This window comes from Pseudonocardia spirodelae (assembly GCF_037727765.1).
GTDB lineage: Bacteria > Actinomycetota > Actinomycetes > Mycobacteriales > Pseudonocardiaceae > Pseudonocardia > Pseudonocardia spirodelae.
In genome coordinates this window covers 45048-61235 of sequence record NZ_JBBJUP010000020.1, presented here as the reverse complement: position 1 = coordinate 61235, position 16188 = coordinate 45048, and the positions used below count along the sequence as shown (strand labels likewise).

The following is a 16188-nucleotide window of genomic DNA, read 5'->3' as shown; positions in this document are numbered from 1 at the left end:
CCCGTGGAACTGCTGGAGAACCCGATCCGCACCTACGCCTGGGGCTCGCGCACGGTCATCGCCGAGCTGCTCGGCCAGCCCGTCCCCGCCCCGCACCCGCAGGCGGAGATGTGGCTGGGAGCGCACCCGGCCGCCCCGTCGACGGTGGCCGGCGAGGCGCGCCCGCTGCACGAGCTCATCGGCGCCGACCCGGCCGCCGCGCTGGGCCGGGGCCGCGAGCGCTGGCAGGGGCGGCTGCCGTTCCTGCTGAAGGTGCTCGCGGCGGAGGAGCCGCTGAGCCTGCAGGCCCACCCCAGCCTGGAGCAGGCCCGTGAGGGGTGGGAGCGGGAGAACGCCGCCGGCATCGCCGTCGACGCGCCGCACCGCAACTACCGCGACGCGCACCACAAGCCCGAGCTCATCTGCGCGCTGACCGAGTTCGACGCGCTCGTCGGGTTCCGCGAGCCGACGCGGACGGTGGAGCTGCTGCGCGCGCTCGACGTCCCCGAGCTCGCCGCCTACACCGAGCTGCTGGCCGGACAGCCCTGCCCGGACGGGCTGCGCGCGCTGTTCACGACCTGGATCACGCTGCCGCAGTCGGTGCTCGACGGCCTCGTCCGCGCCCTGCAGGACGGCGCGGTCCGCCTCCTGGAGCGCGGCGACGCCCGCGGCTGGACCGCCGAGGCCCGGACCATCCTGGACCTGTCCGAGCGCTACCCCGACGACGCGGGCGTGCTGGCGGCGCTGCTGCTCAACCGGATCACGCTGCAGCCGGGCGAGGCGCTGTACCTGCCCGCCGGGAACCTGCACGCCTACCTCTCCGGGGCGGGCATCGAGGTCATGGCCAACTCCGACAACGTGCTGCGCGGCGGGCTGACGCCCAAGCACGTCGACGTGCCCGAGCTGCTGCGGGTGCTGGACTTCACGGCCCCGCCGCCCCCGGTGCGCACCCCGGCGCCCGATGCGGCCGCCGACGGCTGGCAGCGCTACGACGTGCCGGTCGAGGAGTTCCTGCTGCGCCGCGCGGTGAGCACCGGCCGCGACAAGCTCGACGTGCCCGGCGACGGCGCCCGGATCCTGCTCTGCACCGACGGGGAGCTCACCGTGGACGTCGGTGCCCGCTCGTGCGAGCTGTCCCGCGGCGGTGCGGTGTTCCTCGCGGCCGCCGACGCCGGCGCGATCCTGACGACCGGCGACGACGGCGCCACCGTCTTCCTGGCGGGCGACGCGCTGTAGCCCCGCCCGGCCGGGACCGGCACCGGCTCAGTAGGTGTCGGGCGCCCGGTGGTGCTCGAAGATCAGCGAGGTACGGGTGCCCGCGATCTCCGGCCAGGAGTTGAGCGCCCCGACCAGGTCGCGCAGCGCGACCGTGCCCGAGGTGGCGACGCGGATCATGTAGTCGTCCTCGCCGGCGAGGAAGTAGACGTCGCGGACCTCGGGACGGCGCGAGACGTGGCGGACGAACTCGTCGAGCCGGTCGCGAGCGTCGGCCTGCAGCCGGACCGAGATCATCGCCTGCAGCGGGTGCCCGATCGCGGCCGGGTCGACGTCGGCGTGGTACCCGCGGATGACCCCGGCGGCGCGCAGCGCCCGGACCCGGCCGAGGCAGGTCGAGGGCGCGATGCCCACCGCCGCGGCGAGTGCGTTGTTCGGTGTGCGGGCATCCCGCTCCAGCAGCCGCAGCAGCGCGCGGTCGGTGCCGTCGAGCCGAACAGGGTTCGGCGGGACCGGCCCCCGCGCCGCCGCGGACGAAGAATCGTCGGTCATCCTGCCCTCTGGAGAATCATCGTCGTTCCTGTTGGCATCCTACCGGCGCTTGTTCACCATTGACCGCAGCCGAGCGAAGGGGAACGACGATGCGCGTCGCAGTGCCGAAGGAGACCAAGGACAACGAGTTCCGGGTCGCGCTCACACCCGCCGGGGTGCACGAGCTCGTCTCCCGGGGGCACGAGGTCGTCGTCGAGCACGACGCCGGCGCCGGGTCCGCCATCTCCGACGCCGACTTCAAGGCGGCCGGCGCCCAGATCGTCGCCGACACCGGTGAGGTCTGGGGCTCCGCGGAGCTGCTGCTGAAGGTCAAGGAGCCGATCGAGTCCGAGTACGGCTACCTGCGCGAGGACCTGACGCTGTTCACCTACCTGCACCTGGCCGCGTCGCGGCCGTGCACGGACGCGCTGCTCGCCGCGGGCACCACCGCCATCGCCTACGAGACCGTCACCGACGCCCGCGGCCGGCTGCCGCTGCTCGCCCCGATGAGCGAGGTCGCGGGCCGGCTCGCGCCGCAGGCCGGTGCGTACCACCTGATGCGCTCGGCGGGCGGGCGCGGCGTGCTCATGGGCGGTGTGCCGGGCGCCCCGGGCGCCGACGTCGTCGTGCTGGGTGCCGGTGTCGCGGGGGCGAACGCCATCGCCATCGCCGCCGGCCTGCGCGCGAAGCTGACCGTCCTCGACGTCGACGTGGACAAGCTCCGCGCCATCGACGAGCAGTACGCGGGCGCGGTGCGCACCCAGTACTCCACCGCCCTGTCGGTGCACGAGGCGGTGACCAACGCCGACCTCGTGATCGGCGCGGTCCTGGTGCCGGGCGCGAAGGCGCCCACCCTGGTGTCCAACGAGCTCGTCGCGCAGATGCGTCCGGGCGCCGTGCTCGTCGACATCGCGATCGACCAGGGCGGATGCTTCGCCGACTCCCGGCCCACCACCCACGCCGACCCGACGTACCGGGTGCACGACGCGGTCTTCTACTGCGTCGCGAACATGCCGGGCGCGGTGCCGCACACCTCCACCCGGGCGCTGACCAACGCCACGCTGCCGCACGTGCTGCGCCTGGCCGACCAGGGCTGGCGCGCGGCCACCGAGGCCGACCCGCACCTGGCCGACGGCCTGTCGACCCACGCGGGGACGCTGCTCTCGGAGGAGGTCGCGCAGGCGCACGGGCTGCCGCACGGCACCGTCTGACCGCCCACCCGGGTGCGCCCCGGACGCCGGCCCGGCGTCCGGGGCGCACGCGTGCCCGGACGAGCGGGCCCGAAACGGACAAATCGTTGCGCAATCTCATCGTGACCCTAAATATCGCCCAGGGGGCGTGACGCAGGCCGCACCGCGGTCGTAGCTTCACCGGTCATGACGGTCACGAGCCGTGGTGGCGGCATGTTCCGCACCAAGACGGTCGAGCAATCCATCCGGGACACCGACGAACCGGACACCCGGCTGAAGAAGGACCTCGGGACGATCGACCTGATCGTCTTCGGGGTCGCGGTGGTCATCGGCGCCGGTATCTTCACCCTCGCCGCGAGCACGGCCGGCAACATCGCGGGCCCCGCGGTGTCGCTGTCGTTCGTGCTCGCCGCGGTCGCCTGCGGCCTCGCCGCGCTCTGCTACGCCGAGTTCGCCTCGACGGTGCCGGTCGCCGGCAGCGCCTACACCTTCTCCTACGCCACCTTCGGCGAGTTCCTGGCCTGGATCATCGGCTGGGACCTCGTGCTGGAGTTCGCGGTCGGGTCGGCCTACGTGGCCAAGGGCTGGTCGGAGTACCTGGCCCAGACGCTCGGCCTGATCGGCATCGACGTCTCGACCTCGTTCGAGCTGGGCAGCTTCTTCTCCTTCGACTGGGGCGCGCTGCTGCTCGTGGTGGTCCTGGCGTTCCTGCTCTACCGCGGCACCAAGCTCTCGAGCCGGGTCAGCCTGGTCATCACCACGATCAAGGTCGCGATCGTGCTGTTCGTGATCATCCTCGGCGCGTTCTTCATCAACGCCGCGAACTACACCCCGTTCGTCCCCGAGCCCACGCCCGGCTCGGTCGAGACCGGCACCGGCATCCAGCAGTCGCTGCTGTCGTTCTTCGGCGGCGCGTCGTCGAGCGTGTTCGGCACCTACGGCGTGTTCGCCGCCGCCGCGATCGTGTTCTTCGCCTTCATCGGTTTCGACGCCGTCGCCACGACGGCGGAGGAGACCAAGAACCCGTCGAAGGCGCTGCCGCGCGGCATCCTCGGCTCGCTCGCGATCGTCACCGTGCTCTACGTCGCGGTCGCCCTGGTGATCACCGGGATGGTGCCCTACACCGACCTGGCGACCAAGCCCGACGGCACCCGCGCCACCCTGGCCACCGCGTTCGCCTCGCTCGGCATCAACTGGGCCGCGACGATCATCGCGGTCGGCGCGCTGCTCGGCCTCACCACCGTGGTCATGGTGCTGATGCTCGGCCAGATCCGCGTCATCTTCGCGATGTCGCGCGACGGCCTGCTGCCCACCGCCCTGGCGCGCACCAACCGCTTCGGCACCCCGGGCCGCGCCACCTGGCTGATCGGCGTCGTGATCGCCCTGGTCGCGACGTTCTTCCCGGCCCAGGACCTCGAGCAGATGGTCAACATCGGCACGCTGTTCGCGTTCGTGCTGGTCTCGATCGGCGTGGTGATCCTGCGCCGGACCCGCCCGGACCTGCCGCGTGGCTTCCGCACCCCGCTGGTGCCGGTCGTGCCGATCCTGGCCGTGCTGGCGTGTGTGTGGCTGATGCTGAACCTGTCGGTCGAGACCTGGCTGCGGTTCGTCATCTGGATGGTGATCGGCGTGGTCGTGTACTTCACGTACTCGCGCAAGAACTCCGTGCTGGGGCGCCGCGAGCGCGGTGAGCTCCCCGCGCAGGCGACCTCCTCCTCCGACTGACCCCACCTCCGCACGCGCGACGGCGGCGACCCCGGCCCGGGGTCGCCGCCGTCGCGCGTGTGGGGCTCAGTCCGGCAGCGCGTAGCCGTCGAACCGCTCGCGCAGGGTCTTCTTGGAGAACTTCCCGACGCTGGTCTTCGGGACCTCGTCGATGAGCTCCAGCGCGTCGGGCAGCCACCACTTCGCCACCCGCGCCTCCAGGAACTCCCGTAGCTCGTCGAGGGTCAGCGTCTGTCCCTCCTCGACGACGACGCAGGCCAGCGGCCGCTCCACCCACTGCGGGTGCGCGACGCCGATCACCGCGGCCTCGGCGACCTTCGGGTGCGCCATGATCTCGTTCTCCAGCTCGACGGTGCCGATCCACTCCCCGCCGGACTTGATGAGGTCCTTCGTGCGGTCGACCAGCCGGAACGACCCGTACGGGTCGACGGTGGCGACGTCGCCGGTCTTGAGCCAGCCGTCGTCGGTGAACTGGGAGCCGCCGCCCTCCCCGCGGAAGTACTCCGAGGCGATCCACGGGCCGGCCGCCTGCACCTCGCCGGAGGCGTGGTCGTCCCACGGCATCTGCTCGCCGGTCTCGGGGTCGGCGATGCGCATCTCCACCAGCGGCATCGGGCGGCCCTGGCGGACGCGGGCGGCGGCCAGCTCCTCGTCGGAGGCGTCGTCGAGGTGCGAGCCGAGCACGCCCATCGTCCCGATCGGTGAGGTCTCGGTCATGCCCCAGATGTGCAGCAGCGGCACCCCGAGCCGGGTCCGGTACTCCTCGCACAGCGCCTTGGGGATCGCCGACCCGCCGCAGAAGATCGTGCGCAGCGACGACAGGTCGCGGGTGTCGATCAGCGGCAGGACGTTCATCCAGATCGTCGGCACCCCGCCGGTGATCGTCACCCGGTGCCGCTCGACGAGGTCGACCAGCGCGGCGGGGGACAGGTCCGGGCCCGGGAACACCAGGTCGGTGCCGGCGAGCAGGCAGCCGTAGGGCAGACCCCACGCGTTCGCGTGGAACATCGGCACGACGGGCATCACCACGTCGCGCTCGGACAGCGCGGGGCCGTCGGCGATCAGGGTGATCAGCGAGTGCAGCATCGTCGAGCGGTGGCTGTAGACCACGCCCTTCGGGTTGCCGGTCGTGCCGGAGGTGTAGCACATCGCGGCGGCGGAGTTCTCGTCCTCGACGACGAACCGGCCGGCGAACGGCTCGGCCGCGGCGAGCAGCTCCTCGTGGTCGCGGATCCGCGGGTCGTCCGGGATCTCGGTGTCCGAGCCGTCGTCGAGCACGACGACGTGGCGGACCCCGGGCAGCCGGTCCACGTGCGGCCAGAACAGCGACAGCAGCGACCGGTCGACGAACACGACCTCGTCGCCCGCGTGCTCGGCGACGTAGACCAGCTGGTCGGGGTGCAGCCGGATGTTGAGGGTGTGCAGCACCCGGCCGGTGCACGGCGCGGCGAGGTAGAGCTCCAGGTGCCGGGAGGTGTTCCAGCAGAACGTGCCGACCCGGCCGTCCGCGGAGACCCCGAGGGTGTCCAGGACGGTCGCGAGCCGGCGGACCCGCTCGGCCCACTGCGCCACCGTCACGACGTCCTCGCCGCCGTCCGGTCGCGCGGTCACCATCCGTTTGTGGCCGAACAGCTGCTCCGCACGGTGGAACACGTGGGGCAGGGACAGCGGGCGGTCCTGCATGAGTCCGAGCACGGCCCCACGCTAGCGCCCGGGGTGACGGCGATCACCCACCGCTCGGGCAGGGTCCGATCGGTTGCGGACACTGCCTGTGACCGCCCGGCCGCAGTACGCTCGCCGTCCATGACCGCACCGCCCCCGGCCGGGCCGGACGACCCGCGCGCCGCCGCGGTGTGCCTGGATGTCGGCTCCTGCTGGACCAAGGCCGTGCTGGTGCTGCCCGACGGCACCCCGGCCGGGTTCGCCGAGCACCCCACCACCCCCGACGTGCTGACCGGGGTCGACGCCGCCGTCGCGGCCGCCGCGGCCGCCGCCGGGCGCGGCAGCGGCGCCCCGCGGGTGCTGGCGTGCTCGTCGGCGGGCGGGCCGCTGCGGGTGGCCGTGGTGGGGGCGGAGACGCTGCTCGCGACCGAGGCGGGGCACCGCGTGTGCCGGTCGGCGGGGGCCCGGGTGGTCGGGGTGCACTCCGGGCCGCTGGAGACCGACGCGGTGCAGGAGCTGTCGCGCCGCCGGCCCGGCGCGGTGCTGCTGCTCGGTGGCGCCGACGGCGCCGACCCCGCCGTGCTGCTGCACAACGCGGGCCGGCTGGCCCGCACCCGCGGCCGGTGGCCGGTGCTGCTCGCCGTCGACGACGGCGCCCGCGCCGACGCGCTCGACCTGCTGCTGGCGGGCGGGCGGGCCGTCACGACCTGCCCCAACGTCACGCCCCGCCCGGGCGAGATCGTCGCCGGGCCGGTGCGCGACGCCGTCGCCGCGCTCTACGCCCGGCACGTCCTCGGGGCCGGGGCCGGCCGTTTCGGCGCGCTCGCCCGCACCGGGACGCACGCCGCCGTCGGCGACGCCGCCGGGGTGCTGGCCCGGGTGTCGGGGACCGGCGTGCTCGTCGTCGACGTCGGGTCGGCGACGACCGACGTGCACCGCGGGGTGCCCGGCCCCGGTCCGGTCACGGCCACCGTCGAGGGCGACCTCGGCGTCCGCGACGGCGCCGCCGGCGTACTGGTCGAGGCGCAGGCCGAGGGCATCGTCGACCCGGTGGAGGCCGACCTGCTCGGCCCGGCCGTCGCCGCGCTGGAGGACTCGCGCGCCACCGTCCCGGCCGACCGGGGCGCCGCCGCGGAGGACCGGCGGCTCGCCGCGATCGCCGCCGTCGTCGCGCTGCGCCGGCACCTGCGCCACACCGGGGTCCTGGACGAGCCGGGGTCCGGCGGGCCGGGCCGGGACGCGCCCGTCGCGGGTGAGATCGGTCTCGTCGTGCTGACCGGCGGGGTCTTCCGCCAGCGCGACGCGGCCGGGCTGGCGGCCGCCGCGCGGACCGTGCGCCACGACGGCGCGCTGTGCGCCGCGCTCGGCGGGGCCGAGGTCGTCGTGGACAGCGAGTCCGTGCTGGCCCCGGCGGGGCTGCTCGCCGCCCACGGCCGGGAGGCCGCGGCCCGCTCGCTGCTCGCGGAGCACCTGCCCGGCTGAGCCGGCACCGCCCACCCGGACGGGTGCCGGGTCGGTCACCGTCCGGTTGACACCTCCGCGGCGTCTCGGAACCATGGGGAACGCGAGATCGCCGGGCGCCGAGAGGCGCTGCAGCGGCCGCCCCGTCCGGGGCCGGCCGCCACGCTCGGGCCCGGCCGGCACGGACGAAGGAAAGGGCGCCTGTCTCCGACGAGGAGGGAGGCTTCCGTGACCCCCGTGTCCCGCGCCTCCTCCCCGCCGGGGCGAACCCGTCGTCCGGACCGTCCCGCGACGAGAGAAGCCTGAGGAGGCGCACCCACCCCATGACCGATCACCCGAAGCTGCAGCACGCCGGCGGCCTGGACTTCGCGATCGCCGACATCTCCGAGGCGGAGTACGGCCGCAAGGACATCCGGCTCGCCGAGAACGAGATGCCGGGCCTGATCGACCTGCGCCGCGAGTACGGGGAGTCCAAGCCGCTGACCGGCGCGCGGATCGCCGGCTCGCTGCACATGACCACCCAGACCGCCGTCCTGATCGAGACGCTGGTCGCGCTCGGCGCCGACGTGCGCTGGGTGTCCTGCAACATCTTCTCCACCCAGGACTACGCCGCCGCGGCGACCGTCGTCGGCCCGCACGGCACCCCCGAGGAGCCGAAGGGCGTGCCGGTCTTCGCCTGGAAGGGCGAGTCCCTGGAGGACTACTGGTGGTGCACCGAGCAGCTGTTCAAGTTCCGTGACGCCGACGGCAACATCGTCGGCCCGAACATGATCCTCGACGACGGCGGCGACGCCACCCTGCTCGTGCACAAGGGCGTCGAGTTCGAGAAGACCGGCGTCGTGCCGACCTTCGACGACGACGACCTCACCGTCTCCGACGAGGAGCGGGTCGTGTTCGACACCCTGCGCCGCAGCCTCGCCGAGGACCCGCAGCGCTGGACGACGATCAACTCCGACATCCGCGGCGTCACCGAGGAGACCACCACCGGCGTCAACCGCCTGTACCAGCTGGCCGAGCGCGGCGAGCTGCTGTTCCCGGCGATCAACGTCAACGACTCGGTCACCAAGTCGAAGTTCGACAACAAGTACGGCATCCGCCACTCGCTGGTGGACGGCCTGAACCGCGCCACCGACGTGCTGCTCGGCGGCAAGGTCGCGGTCGTCGCCGCCTACGGCGACACCGGCAAGGGCTCGGTCGAGGCGCTGGCCGGGCAGGGCGCGCGCGTCATCGTCGCCGAGGTCGACCCGATCTGCGCCCTGCAGGCGCTGCTCGAGGGCCACGAGGTCAACACCCTCGAGAACGTCATCGAGAAGGCCGACATCGTCGTGACCGCGACCGGCAACAAGGACATCGTCACGGTCGACCTGATGAAGCGCATGAAGAACCAGGCGATCGTCGCGAACGTCGGGCACTTCGACAACGAGATCGACATGGCCGGCCTCGGCCGCGTCGAGGGCATCCGCAAGATCAACATCAAGCCGCAGGTCGACGAGTGGGTGTTCCCGGACGGGCACTCGATCATCGTGCTGTCCGAGGGCCGGCTGATGAACCTGGGCAACGCGACCGGCCACCCGTCGTTCGTGATGTCCAACAGCTTCTCCAACCAGGTGATCGCGCAGATCGAGCTGTTCACCAAGCACGAGGAGTACAACAAGGACGTCTACCGGCTGCCGAAGCACCTGGACGAGAAGGTCGCGCGCATCCACGTGCAGGCCCTCGGTGGCGAGCTGACCAAGCTCTCCAAGGACCAGGCGGAGTACATCGGCGTCGACGTCGAGGGGCCCTACAAGCCCGAGCACTACCGGTACTGAGCACCACCACCCCCGACGGCGCGTCGGCCCCGCACGGGCCGGCGCGCCGTCGGCGTGTCCGGGGGTTACCGTCGAGGTGATGATCGAGGCGGGGTCCGGTGACGGGTGGGTGCGCTGCGACCGGGGCCACCGGCACTGGGGGCTGTTCGGTGCGGCCGGGCTGCTGGTGCGCCACCGCGACGCCACCGACCCGGCCGGGGTCGACCGCATCCTGCTGCAGCACCGGGCGTCCTGGAGCCACCACGGCGGGACCTGGGGCATCCCCGGCGGCGCCCGCGACCACGGCGAGGACGCCGCGGCCGCGGCGCTGCGCGAGGCCGTCGAGGAGAGCACCCTCGACACCACCGCGCTGGAGCCGGTGCAGGCGTTCGTCGACGACCACGGCGGCTGGAGCTACACCACCGTCGTCGTGCGGGCGGCCGCCGCGCCGCCGGTGCGGGTGCGCGGCGCGGAGAGCACCGAGCTGCGCTGGGTGCGCACCGACCGGCTCGGCGAGCTGGAGCTGCACCCCGGGTTCGCGACGAGCTGGCCCACCGTCTCGGCGATCGGTGCCTGACCTACCCTCGACCGCCGTGGGGAGACTGGTGATCGTCGAGGGGCTGGACGGCGCGGGCAAGCGCACGTTCACCACGCAGCTGGTCGCGGGGCTGCGCGGGCACGGCGCCGCGGTGACCACGCTCGCCTTCCCCCGCTACGACGACGACGTGCACGCCGAGCTGGCCCGCGACGCGCTCTACGGGCGGATGGGCGACCTCGCCTCCTCGGTGCACGCGATGGCGGTGCTGTTCGCCCTCGACCGCCGCGCCGCCGCGGACGGCCTGCGGTCCGCGCTGGAGCGCCACGACGTCGTGCTCGTCGACCGCTACGTCGCCTCCAACGCCGCCTACAGCGCCGCCCGCCTCGGGCAGGACGCCGCGGGCGAGGTCGTCGGCTGGGTCCGCGAGCTGGAGCTCGGCCGCTTCGGGATCCCGCGGCCCGACCACCAGCTGCTGCTCGCCCCGCCCCGCGAGGTCGCCGCCGAGCGCGCGCGGTCGCGGGAGGCCACCGAGCCCGGCCGCGCCCGCGACGCCTACGAGAGCGACGACGGTCTGCAGGCCCGCACCGACGCCGTCTACCGCGCCCTCGCGGCGGCCGGCTGGCTGAGCCCGTGGACGGTCCTCGACGGCCCGGCCGCCGCCCCGTCGGCGCTGCTGCCCGCCCTGCTGCACGGGTGCTGATCAGGGGGCTGGGATAGTGACGGACATGAAGTCGCGCGTACTGGTGGTCGACGACGACCCGGCCCTGGCCGAGATGCTCACCATCGTGCTGCGGGGCGAGGGGTTCGAGACCGCCGTCGTGTCCGACGGGACGCGGGCGCTGCCCGCCGTCCGCGACACCCAGCCGGACGTGGTGCTGCTGGACCTGATGCTGCCCGGCATGAACGGCATCGACGTCTGCCGCGCCATCCGCGCCGAGTCCGGCGTCCCGATCGTCATGCTGACGGCGAAGAGCGACACCGTGGACATCGTGCTCGGGCTCGAGTCCGGCGCCGACGACTACGTCGTGAAGCCGTTCAAGCCCAAGGAGCTCGTCGCGCGGATCCGGGCCCGGGTCCGGCGCAACGACGCCGAGCCCGCCGAGCAGCTGTCCATCGGCGAGATCGACATCGACGTCCCGGCGCACCAGGTCGCCCGCGAGGGGAAGCCGATCGCGCTGACCCCGCTGGAGTTCGATCTGCTGGTCGCGCTGGCCCGCAAGCCGCGCCAGGTGTTCACCCGCGAGGTCCTGCTGGAGCAGGTGTGGGGCTACCGGCACGCCGCGGACACCCGGCTGGTGAACGTGCACGTGCAGCGGCTCCGGTCCAAGGTCGAGCGGGACCCGGAGCGCCCCGAGGTGGTCCTGACCGTCCGCGGGGTGGGGTACAAGGCCGGTCCTCCGTGACCGGCCGCGTCCGGGCACGTCCGCCGTGGTGACGCGGCGACGCGGGCTGCGCACGTGGGTGGCCGACCGGCCCGGCGTGCGACGGCTCGCGCGTGCGCTGGCGCCGCTGCGGGCCCAGGCGCTCGAGCTCGGCGCGCTGATCGCCGCGTCCTGGCGGCGCTCGCTGCAGCTGCGGGTCGTCACCTCGACGCTCGCGCTGTCCTCCGCCGTCGTGCTGGTACTCGGCCTGGTGCTGCAGAGCGAGATCGCCGAGCGCCTGCTGCAGAGCAAACTGGACGCGGCCATCGCCCAGTCCGACGCGAACCGGCAGGCGCTGGAGGGCCAGCTCGCGACGGTCGACCCGGACCGCGAGGGCGCGCAGGACGTCCTCGACGACGCGCTCACCCGCATCACCGACACCACCGGGCCCGGCCGCTCGGACTCGGCCGGCGAGTTCAGCGTGGTGCTCACGACCGGCTCGGCCAACGGGCCGGAGGTGTCGGCCGGCGACGTCTCCCAGGTCACCGCCAGCCAGCAGGACACCACCGCGCGCGGCTCGGTGGACAGCCTGAACCGCCAGTACACGACCGTCGACGGCGTCCCGACCCTGGTCATCGGCCAGAAGATCGCCACCGCGGGCCGGGAGCTGCAGTTCTACCTGCTGTTCCCGCTCTCCGGCGAGGACCGCACGCTCGGGCTGGTGCAGAGCACGCTGATCGTCGGCGGGCTCGTGCTGCTGGTGCTGCTCGCCGCGATCGCCAGCCTGGTGACCCGCCAGGTCGTGCGGCCCATCCGGCAGGCGGCCGACGTCGCCGAGCGTTTCGCCGGCGGGCACCTCGACGAACGCATGGCCGTGCGCGGGGAGGACGAGGTCGCCCGGCTCGCCGAGTCCTACAACGAGATGGCCGGCAGCCTGGCCGCCCAGATCGCCCAGCTCGAGGAGTTCGGCGCGCTGCAGCGGCGCTTCACCTCCGACGTGAGCCACGAGCTGCGCACCCCGCTGACCACCGTCCGGATGGCCGCCGACGTGCTCTACGCCTCCCGCGACGAGCTGCTCCCGGCCCTGCGCCGCAGCTCGGAGCTGCTGGTCACCGAGCTGGACCGGTTCGAGGAGCTGCTCGCCGACCTGCTGGAGATCTCCCGGCTCGACGCCGGCGTGGCGGAGCTGGGCGCCGAGCGGGTGGACCTGTCCGCGGTGGTGCGCCGCGCGGTCGACGCCGTGCGCGGCATCGCCGCGGACGCCGGCACCGAGCTCGTCCTGGACCTGCCGTCCGTCGAGCAGGCCGAGGCCGACCCGCGCCGGGTCGAGCGGATCGTGCGCAACCTCGTCGCCAACGCCATCGACCACGGCGAGGGGCGCCCCGTCGAGGTGACGCTGGCCGGCGACGCGTCCGCGGTCGCCGTCGTCGTGCGCGACCACGGCGTCGGCCTGCGCCCGGGCGAGGCGGACCTCGTGTTCAACCGCTTCTGGCGGGCCGAGGAGTCCCGCGCGCGGCGCAGCGGCGGCACCGGGCTGGGGCTGTCGATCAGCATCGAGGACGCCCGGCTGCACGGCGGCTGGCTGCAGGCCTGGGGCGAGCCGGGCAACGGCTCGGCCTTCCGGCTCACCCTGCCCCGCGCCGTCGGCGGGCACATCTCGGCCTCGCCGCTGCCGCTCGGCCCGCCCGCCGCCGCACGGGAGGACGACCCCGGGCGCCGCCACGCCGGTTCGGTGCCCACGCCGCCGCGCGGCATCGGCCGGTCCGCGCCCGGCACCCAGGACGACCTGCCCGAGCCGCGCGAGGACGACCTCTGGCAGCTGCGCGGCGACGAGCACGCCCCGATGCAGCCCGCCGAGCGCGCCATCATGGACCCCGGGGGCGACCGGTGAGCGCCCGGCGGCTGGCGGGCGCGCTGCTGGTCCTGCTCTGCGCGGCGGTGCTCGCCGGCTGCGCGACGGTGCCCCAGCAGTCCGACGTGCAGGTCCTGCGCCAGGGCGAGCAGGAGGCCCGGGCCGGGCTGACCGGCCCGATCGAGGACGGCGACCCGCTCGGCCTGGTCCGCGGCTTCGTCTACCGCTCCGGGGCGCCCGACGACCGGCACGCGCAGGCCCGTCGCTACCTGACCGCCTCGGCGTCGGACTGGGACGACGGCGCCTCGCTCACCGTCCTGTCCGAGCGGTTCGACACGATCGTCTCGCCGGAGAACGCCACCGCGGGCCCCGGCCGGATGGTCGTGCGGGTGCGCGGCACCCGGCTCGGGACGGTGACGCCGGGCGGGGCGTTCGAGGCGTCGCCGCAGCGGGTCGAGATCGACGTCGGCGTCGTCCGGGAGGGCGAGCGCTGGCGGATCGACCGCCCGCCGCCCGGGGTGCTGGTGCGGCTGTCGGACTTCGTCGTGCACTACCGGCAGATGCAGGCCTGGTTCGTGGACCCGACCCGCGGCACGCTGCTGCCCGACACCCACTACGTCCGCAGCGGGCGGCCCGACGAGCTGGCGCTCGACGCGGTCGACGTGCTGCGGCGCGGGCCGTCCGCGGGGCTGGCCGGTGCCGCGCTGACGATGTTCCCGGCGACGGCGCGGATCCGCTCCACGACCACCGACCCGGCCGCGGGCACGGCGACGGTCGACCTCACCGGGGTGTCGGGGCTGTCGACCGCGGACCGGGACACGCTGGCCGCGCAGGTCGCCCAGACCCTGGGCGGGGTCGGGATCCCGCGGGTGGAGCTGCGCGCCGACGGCGAGGCGCTGCTGCCCGGGCGCCCGACCGTCGCCGCCGCCGACTACGACGCGCGTGTCGCCGGGACGGCCCGCCCGCCCGCCTTCCCCTACGTCGTCGACGGCGGCCGGGTCCGCCAGCTCACCGGGAACGGTGCGAGCGCGCCGGTGGCCGGGCAGGCCGGGAACGGCTCGTTCGACGTCACCGCGGCCGCCGCGTCGGCGGTCGGCAACCGGATCGCCGTCGTCTCGCGGGAGGCGACCGGGACCCAGCGGCTGCTCACCGGCCCGCTGGGCGGCGAGCTCACGGCGACCCCGGTCTCCGGCGCGGAGGTGACCGCGCTGAGCTGGAGCGGGGCCGGGGACGAGATCTGGGCGGTCGCCGACGGCCGGCTGCGCCGCGTGCTGGTCCCCGCGGACGCCCCGCCGGTCGAGGCGCCGCTCGACCTCGGCCCGCTCGCGCCGCTGGGCCGGGTCGGGGACCTCGCGCTGGCCCGGGAGGGCGGCCGGATCGCCGTCGTCGTGGACGGGGCCCTGCTCGTCGGGCCGATCGTGCCGGTCGAGGGCCGGGCCGGCGAGGTCGCGGTCGGTCCGCTGCGCCGGCTGCGGCCCGGCGAGCTGGACGACGTGGTGTCGGTCGACTGGCGGTCCGCGGACCGGCTCGCGGTCGCCTCGGACTCCGACCGCCCGATGGCCGACGTGGGCGTGGACGGGCTGCAGCTCGGCCAGCTGCCCTCGGCGAACCTCACCGCCCCGCTGCGCCAGGTCGCCGCGGCGCCCGGCCGGCCGCTGTACGTGACCGACCGGACCGGGCTGTGGAGCTACTCCGGCGGTGAGCTGGACGCCTGGCAGCAGGCCGGTGGCGGATCCACCGCGGCGTCCCCGTTCTACCCCGGCTGAGGCCGCCGCGACGGCTCCGTCCCCGGCCTGTGGACAACCTCCCGGCCTGTGGACGACTGCCGCCGGGCGGGGCCGGCACGCTCTCCGGTGTCGGCGCCGCGGGACAGGATCGGGCCGTGACCGGTACCCGTGCCCCCGCCCCGCTCGCCGCCCTGCTCGACCTCGTGCTGCCCCGGACCTGCGGCGGGTGCGGGGCGGGGCCGCCGGGGTCCGGGGGCTGGTGCCCGGCGTGCGCGCAGGACACGGCGGGGCCGCTGCCGGTCCGGGTGCCCGGAGCGGGCCGGGTGGCCGTGGCCGGGCGGTACGGCGGCCCGCTGCGCCGCGCGGTGCTCGCGTACAAGGAGCGCGGCCGCCGCGACCTCGCGCCGGACCTGGCCGGGCTGCTCGTCGAGCCGGTGGCCGCGGTGCTCGTGCCCCGTCCCGCGACGGCCGACCCCACCGCGGTGCGGCTGGTGCCGGCGCCGTCGCGGCCGTCGGCGGCGCGGGCCCGGGGCGGCGACCACGTGCTGCGCCTGTGCCGGGCGCTGGCGCCGCGGCTGACCGCGGCCGGGCTGCCCGCGCGTGCCGACCCGGTGCTCGCCCTGCACCGCCGGGCGCGCGACTCGGTCGGCCTCGACGCGGCCGGCCGCGCGGCGAACCTGGCGGACGCGCTGCGGGCGGTGGGCACCCCCGTCCCCGCGGCACCGGGGGAGGCGGTCCTCGTCGTCGACGACGTGGTGACCACCGGCGCGACGCTGCGGGCCTGCGCCGCGGTGCTGGCCGGGGCCGGTCTGCCCGCGGCCGGTGCGGTGCTGCTCGCGGACGCCTCGTCCGCCCGCCCGCACCGCATGTGACCGCTGTCACACCCGTTCGCCGGGCGACGGAGCGGGCCCGTGAACGTCCACAGTGGCGGCCGTCGCGGCGATCGGGAGGTGAGCACGGTGGTGCCCGCGCGCGCCGTCACCCGGGTGCCGGACGGTCGTCGCGGACCGCGTTCGTAAGCGACGGGGCGTCCCACGGTCGGGTCGACGAACGACCTGTCCCGGAGGGGGATTTCCCGATAACGTCCGCTGAACTCCGACCGCTACCACATCAGGAGGAACGACCGCGAGCCCACCCCCCGGGGCCGTCGTCGGGTC

13 protein-coding genes are annotated in these 16188 nt (G+C 74.9%); 11 read left to right on the top strand and 2 right to left on the bottom strand.

The window, feature by feature from the left end:
• The first annotated feature begins 3 nt into the window (after positions 1-3).
• A complete protein-coding gene (gene manA, locus WJX68_RS21340) occupies positions 4-1215 on the top strand; it encodes a mannose-6-phosphate isomerase, class I (protein ID WP_340293890.1) in 1212 nt (403 codons plus the stop codon).
• A gap of 27 nt (positions 1216-1242) precedes the next feature.
• Here the strand turns inward: manA and WJX68_RS21335 are convergent, their stop codons facing one another.
• Positions 1243-1746, bottom strand: a complete 504-nt coding sequence (locus tag WJX68_RS21335) for an Lrp/AsnC family transcriptional regulator (RefSeq protein WP_340293888.1) — start codon at positions 1744-1746, stop codon at positions 1243-1245.
• A gap of 89 nt (positions 1747-1835) precedes the next feature.
• Between WJX68_RS21335 and ald the strand changes: the two genes are divergently transcribed.
• Both ald and WJX68_RS21325 read left to right on the top strand, forming a co-directional pair.
• Complete coding sequence (ald, locus tag WJX68_RS21330) at positions 1836-2936, top strand: alanine dehydrogenase (protein WP_340293885.1); 1101 nt, start codon at positions 1836-1838, stop codon at positions 2934-2936.
• Between the two features lie 165 nt (positions 2937-3101).
• The gene (locus WJX68_RS21325) at positions 3102-4640 is read left to right on the top strand and encodes an amino acid permease (RefSeq protein ID WP_340293883.1); all 1539 of its coding nucleotides are present in this window, start codon (positions 3102-3104) and stop codon (positions 4638-4640) included.
• 66 nt (positions 4641-4706) lie between these two features.
• Here the strand turns inward: WJX68_RS21325 and WJX68_RS21320 are convergent, their stop codons facing one another.
• Positions 4707-6335, bottom strand: a complete 1629-nt coding sequence (locus WJX68_RS21320; protein ID WP_340293880.1) for a long-chain fatty acid--CoA ligase — start codon at positions 6333-6335, stop codon at positions 4707-4709.
• 108 nt (positions 6336-6443) lie between these two features.
• Here WJX68_RS21320 and WJX68_RS21315 point away from each other — a divergent pair, with 108 nt between their 5' ends.
• The 8 genes from WJX68_RS21315 to WJX68_RS21280 all read left to right on the top strand — a co-directional run bounded on the left by WJX68_RS21315 (position 6444) and on the right by WJX68_RS21280 (position 15903).
• On the top strand, positions 6444-7784 hold the full coding sequence (locus WJX68_RS21315; RefSeq protein ID WP_340293878.1) for a glutamate mutase L: 1341 nt from the start codon (positions 6444-6446) through the stop codon (positions 7782-7784).
• A gap of 302 nt (positions 7785-8086) precedes the next feature.
• Positions 8087-9574 (top strand): adenosylhomocysteinase, encoded by a 1488-nt coding sequence (ahcY, locus tag WJX68_RS21310; protein ID WP_340293875.1) that lies wholly within the window; start codon positions 8087-8089, stop codon positions 9572-9574.
• Positions 9575-9653: 79 nt separating this feature from the next.
• Entirely contained in the window at positions 9654-10130 is a 477-nt protein-coding gene (locus tag WJX68_RS21305) for an NUDIX domain-containing protein (protein ID WP_340293873.1), read from the top strand.
• A 16-nt stretch (positions 10131-10146) separates the two neighbouring features.
• On the top strand, positions 10147-10791 hold the full coding sequence (locus WJX68_RS21300; RefSeq protein WP_340293871.1) for a dTMP kinase: 645 nt from the start codon (positions 10147-10149) through the stop codon (positions 10789-10791).
• Between the two features lie 25 nt (positions 10792-10816).
• A complete protein-coding gene (gene mtrA, locus WJX68_RS21295) occupies positions 10817-11494 on the top strand; it encodes an MtrAB system response regulator MtrA (protein WP_340293868.1) in 678 nt (225 codons plus the stop codon).
• Between the two features lie 28 nt (positions 11495-11522).
• Positions 11523-13343 carry an MtrAB system histidine kinase MtrB gene (gene mtrB, locus WJX68_RS21290; RefSeq protein WP_422785753.1) on the top strand — a complete coding sequence of 607 codons (1821 nt, stop codon included), beginning with the start codon at positions 11523-11525 and terminating at the stop codon, positions 13341-13343.
• On the top strand, positions 13340-15070 hold the full coding sequence (locus WJX68_RS21285; RefSeq protein ID WP_340293866.1) for an LpqB family beta-propeller domain-containing protein: 1731 nt from the start codon (positions 13340-13342) through the stop codon (positions 15068-15070). Before mtrB ends, WJX68_RS21285 begins: the two co-directional genes overlap by 4 nt.
• Positions 15071-15186: 116 nt before the next feature.
• Positions 15187-15903 (top strand): ComF family protein, encoded by a 717-nt coding sequence (locus tag WJX68_RS21280; protein WP_340293864.1) that lies wholly within the window; start codon positions 15187-15189, stop codon positions 15901-15903.
• The last annotated feature ends 285 nt before the right edge of the window (positions 15904-16188 follow it).

Excerpts from the sequence above, each read along its gene's own strand:
- ald (WP_340293885.1), top strand. The coding sequence starts at position 1,836 with ATGCGCGTCGCAGTGCCGAAGGAGACCAAGGACAACGAGTTCCGGGTC.
- WJX68_RS21325 (WP_340293883.1), top strand. The coding sequence starts at position 3,102 with ATGACGGTCACGAGCCGTGGTGGCGGCATGTTCCGCACCAAGACGGTC.
- mtrA (WP_340293868.1), top strand. The coding sequence starts at position 10,817 with ATGAAGTCGCGCGTACTGGTGGTCGACGACGACCCGGCCCTGGCCGAG.
- WJX68_RS21335 (WP_340293888.1), bottom strand. The coding sequence starts at position 1,746 with ATGACCGACGATTCTTCGTCCGCGGCGGCGCGGGGGCCGGTCCCGCCG.
- WJX68_RS21315 (WP_340293878.1), top strand. The coding sequence starts at position 6,444 with ATGACCGCACCGCCCCCGGCCGGGCCGGACGACCCGCGCGCCGCCGCG.
- ahcY (WP_340293875.1), top strand. The coding sequence starts at position 8,087 with ATGACCGATCACCCGAAGCTGCAGCACGCCGGCGGCCTGGACTTCGCG.
- WJX68_RS21305 (WP_340293873.1), top strand. The coding sequence starts at position 9,654 with ATGATCGAGGCGGGGTCCGGTGACGGGTGGGTGCGCTGCGACCGGGGC.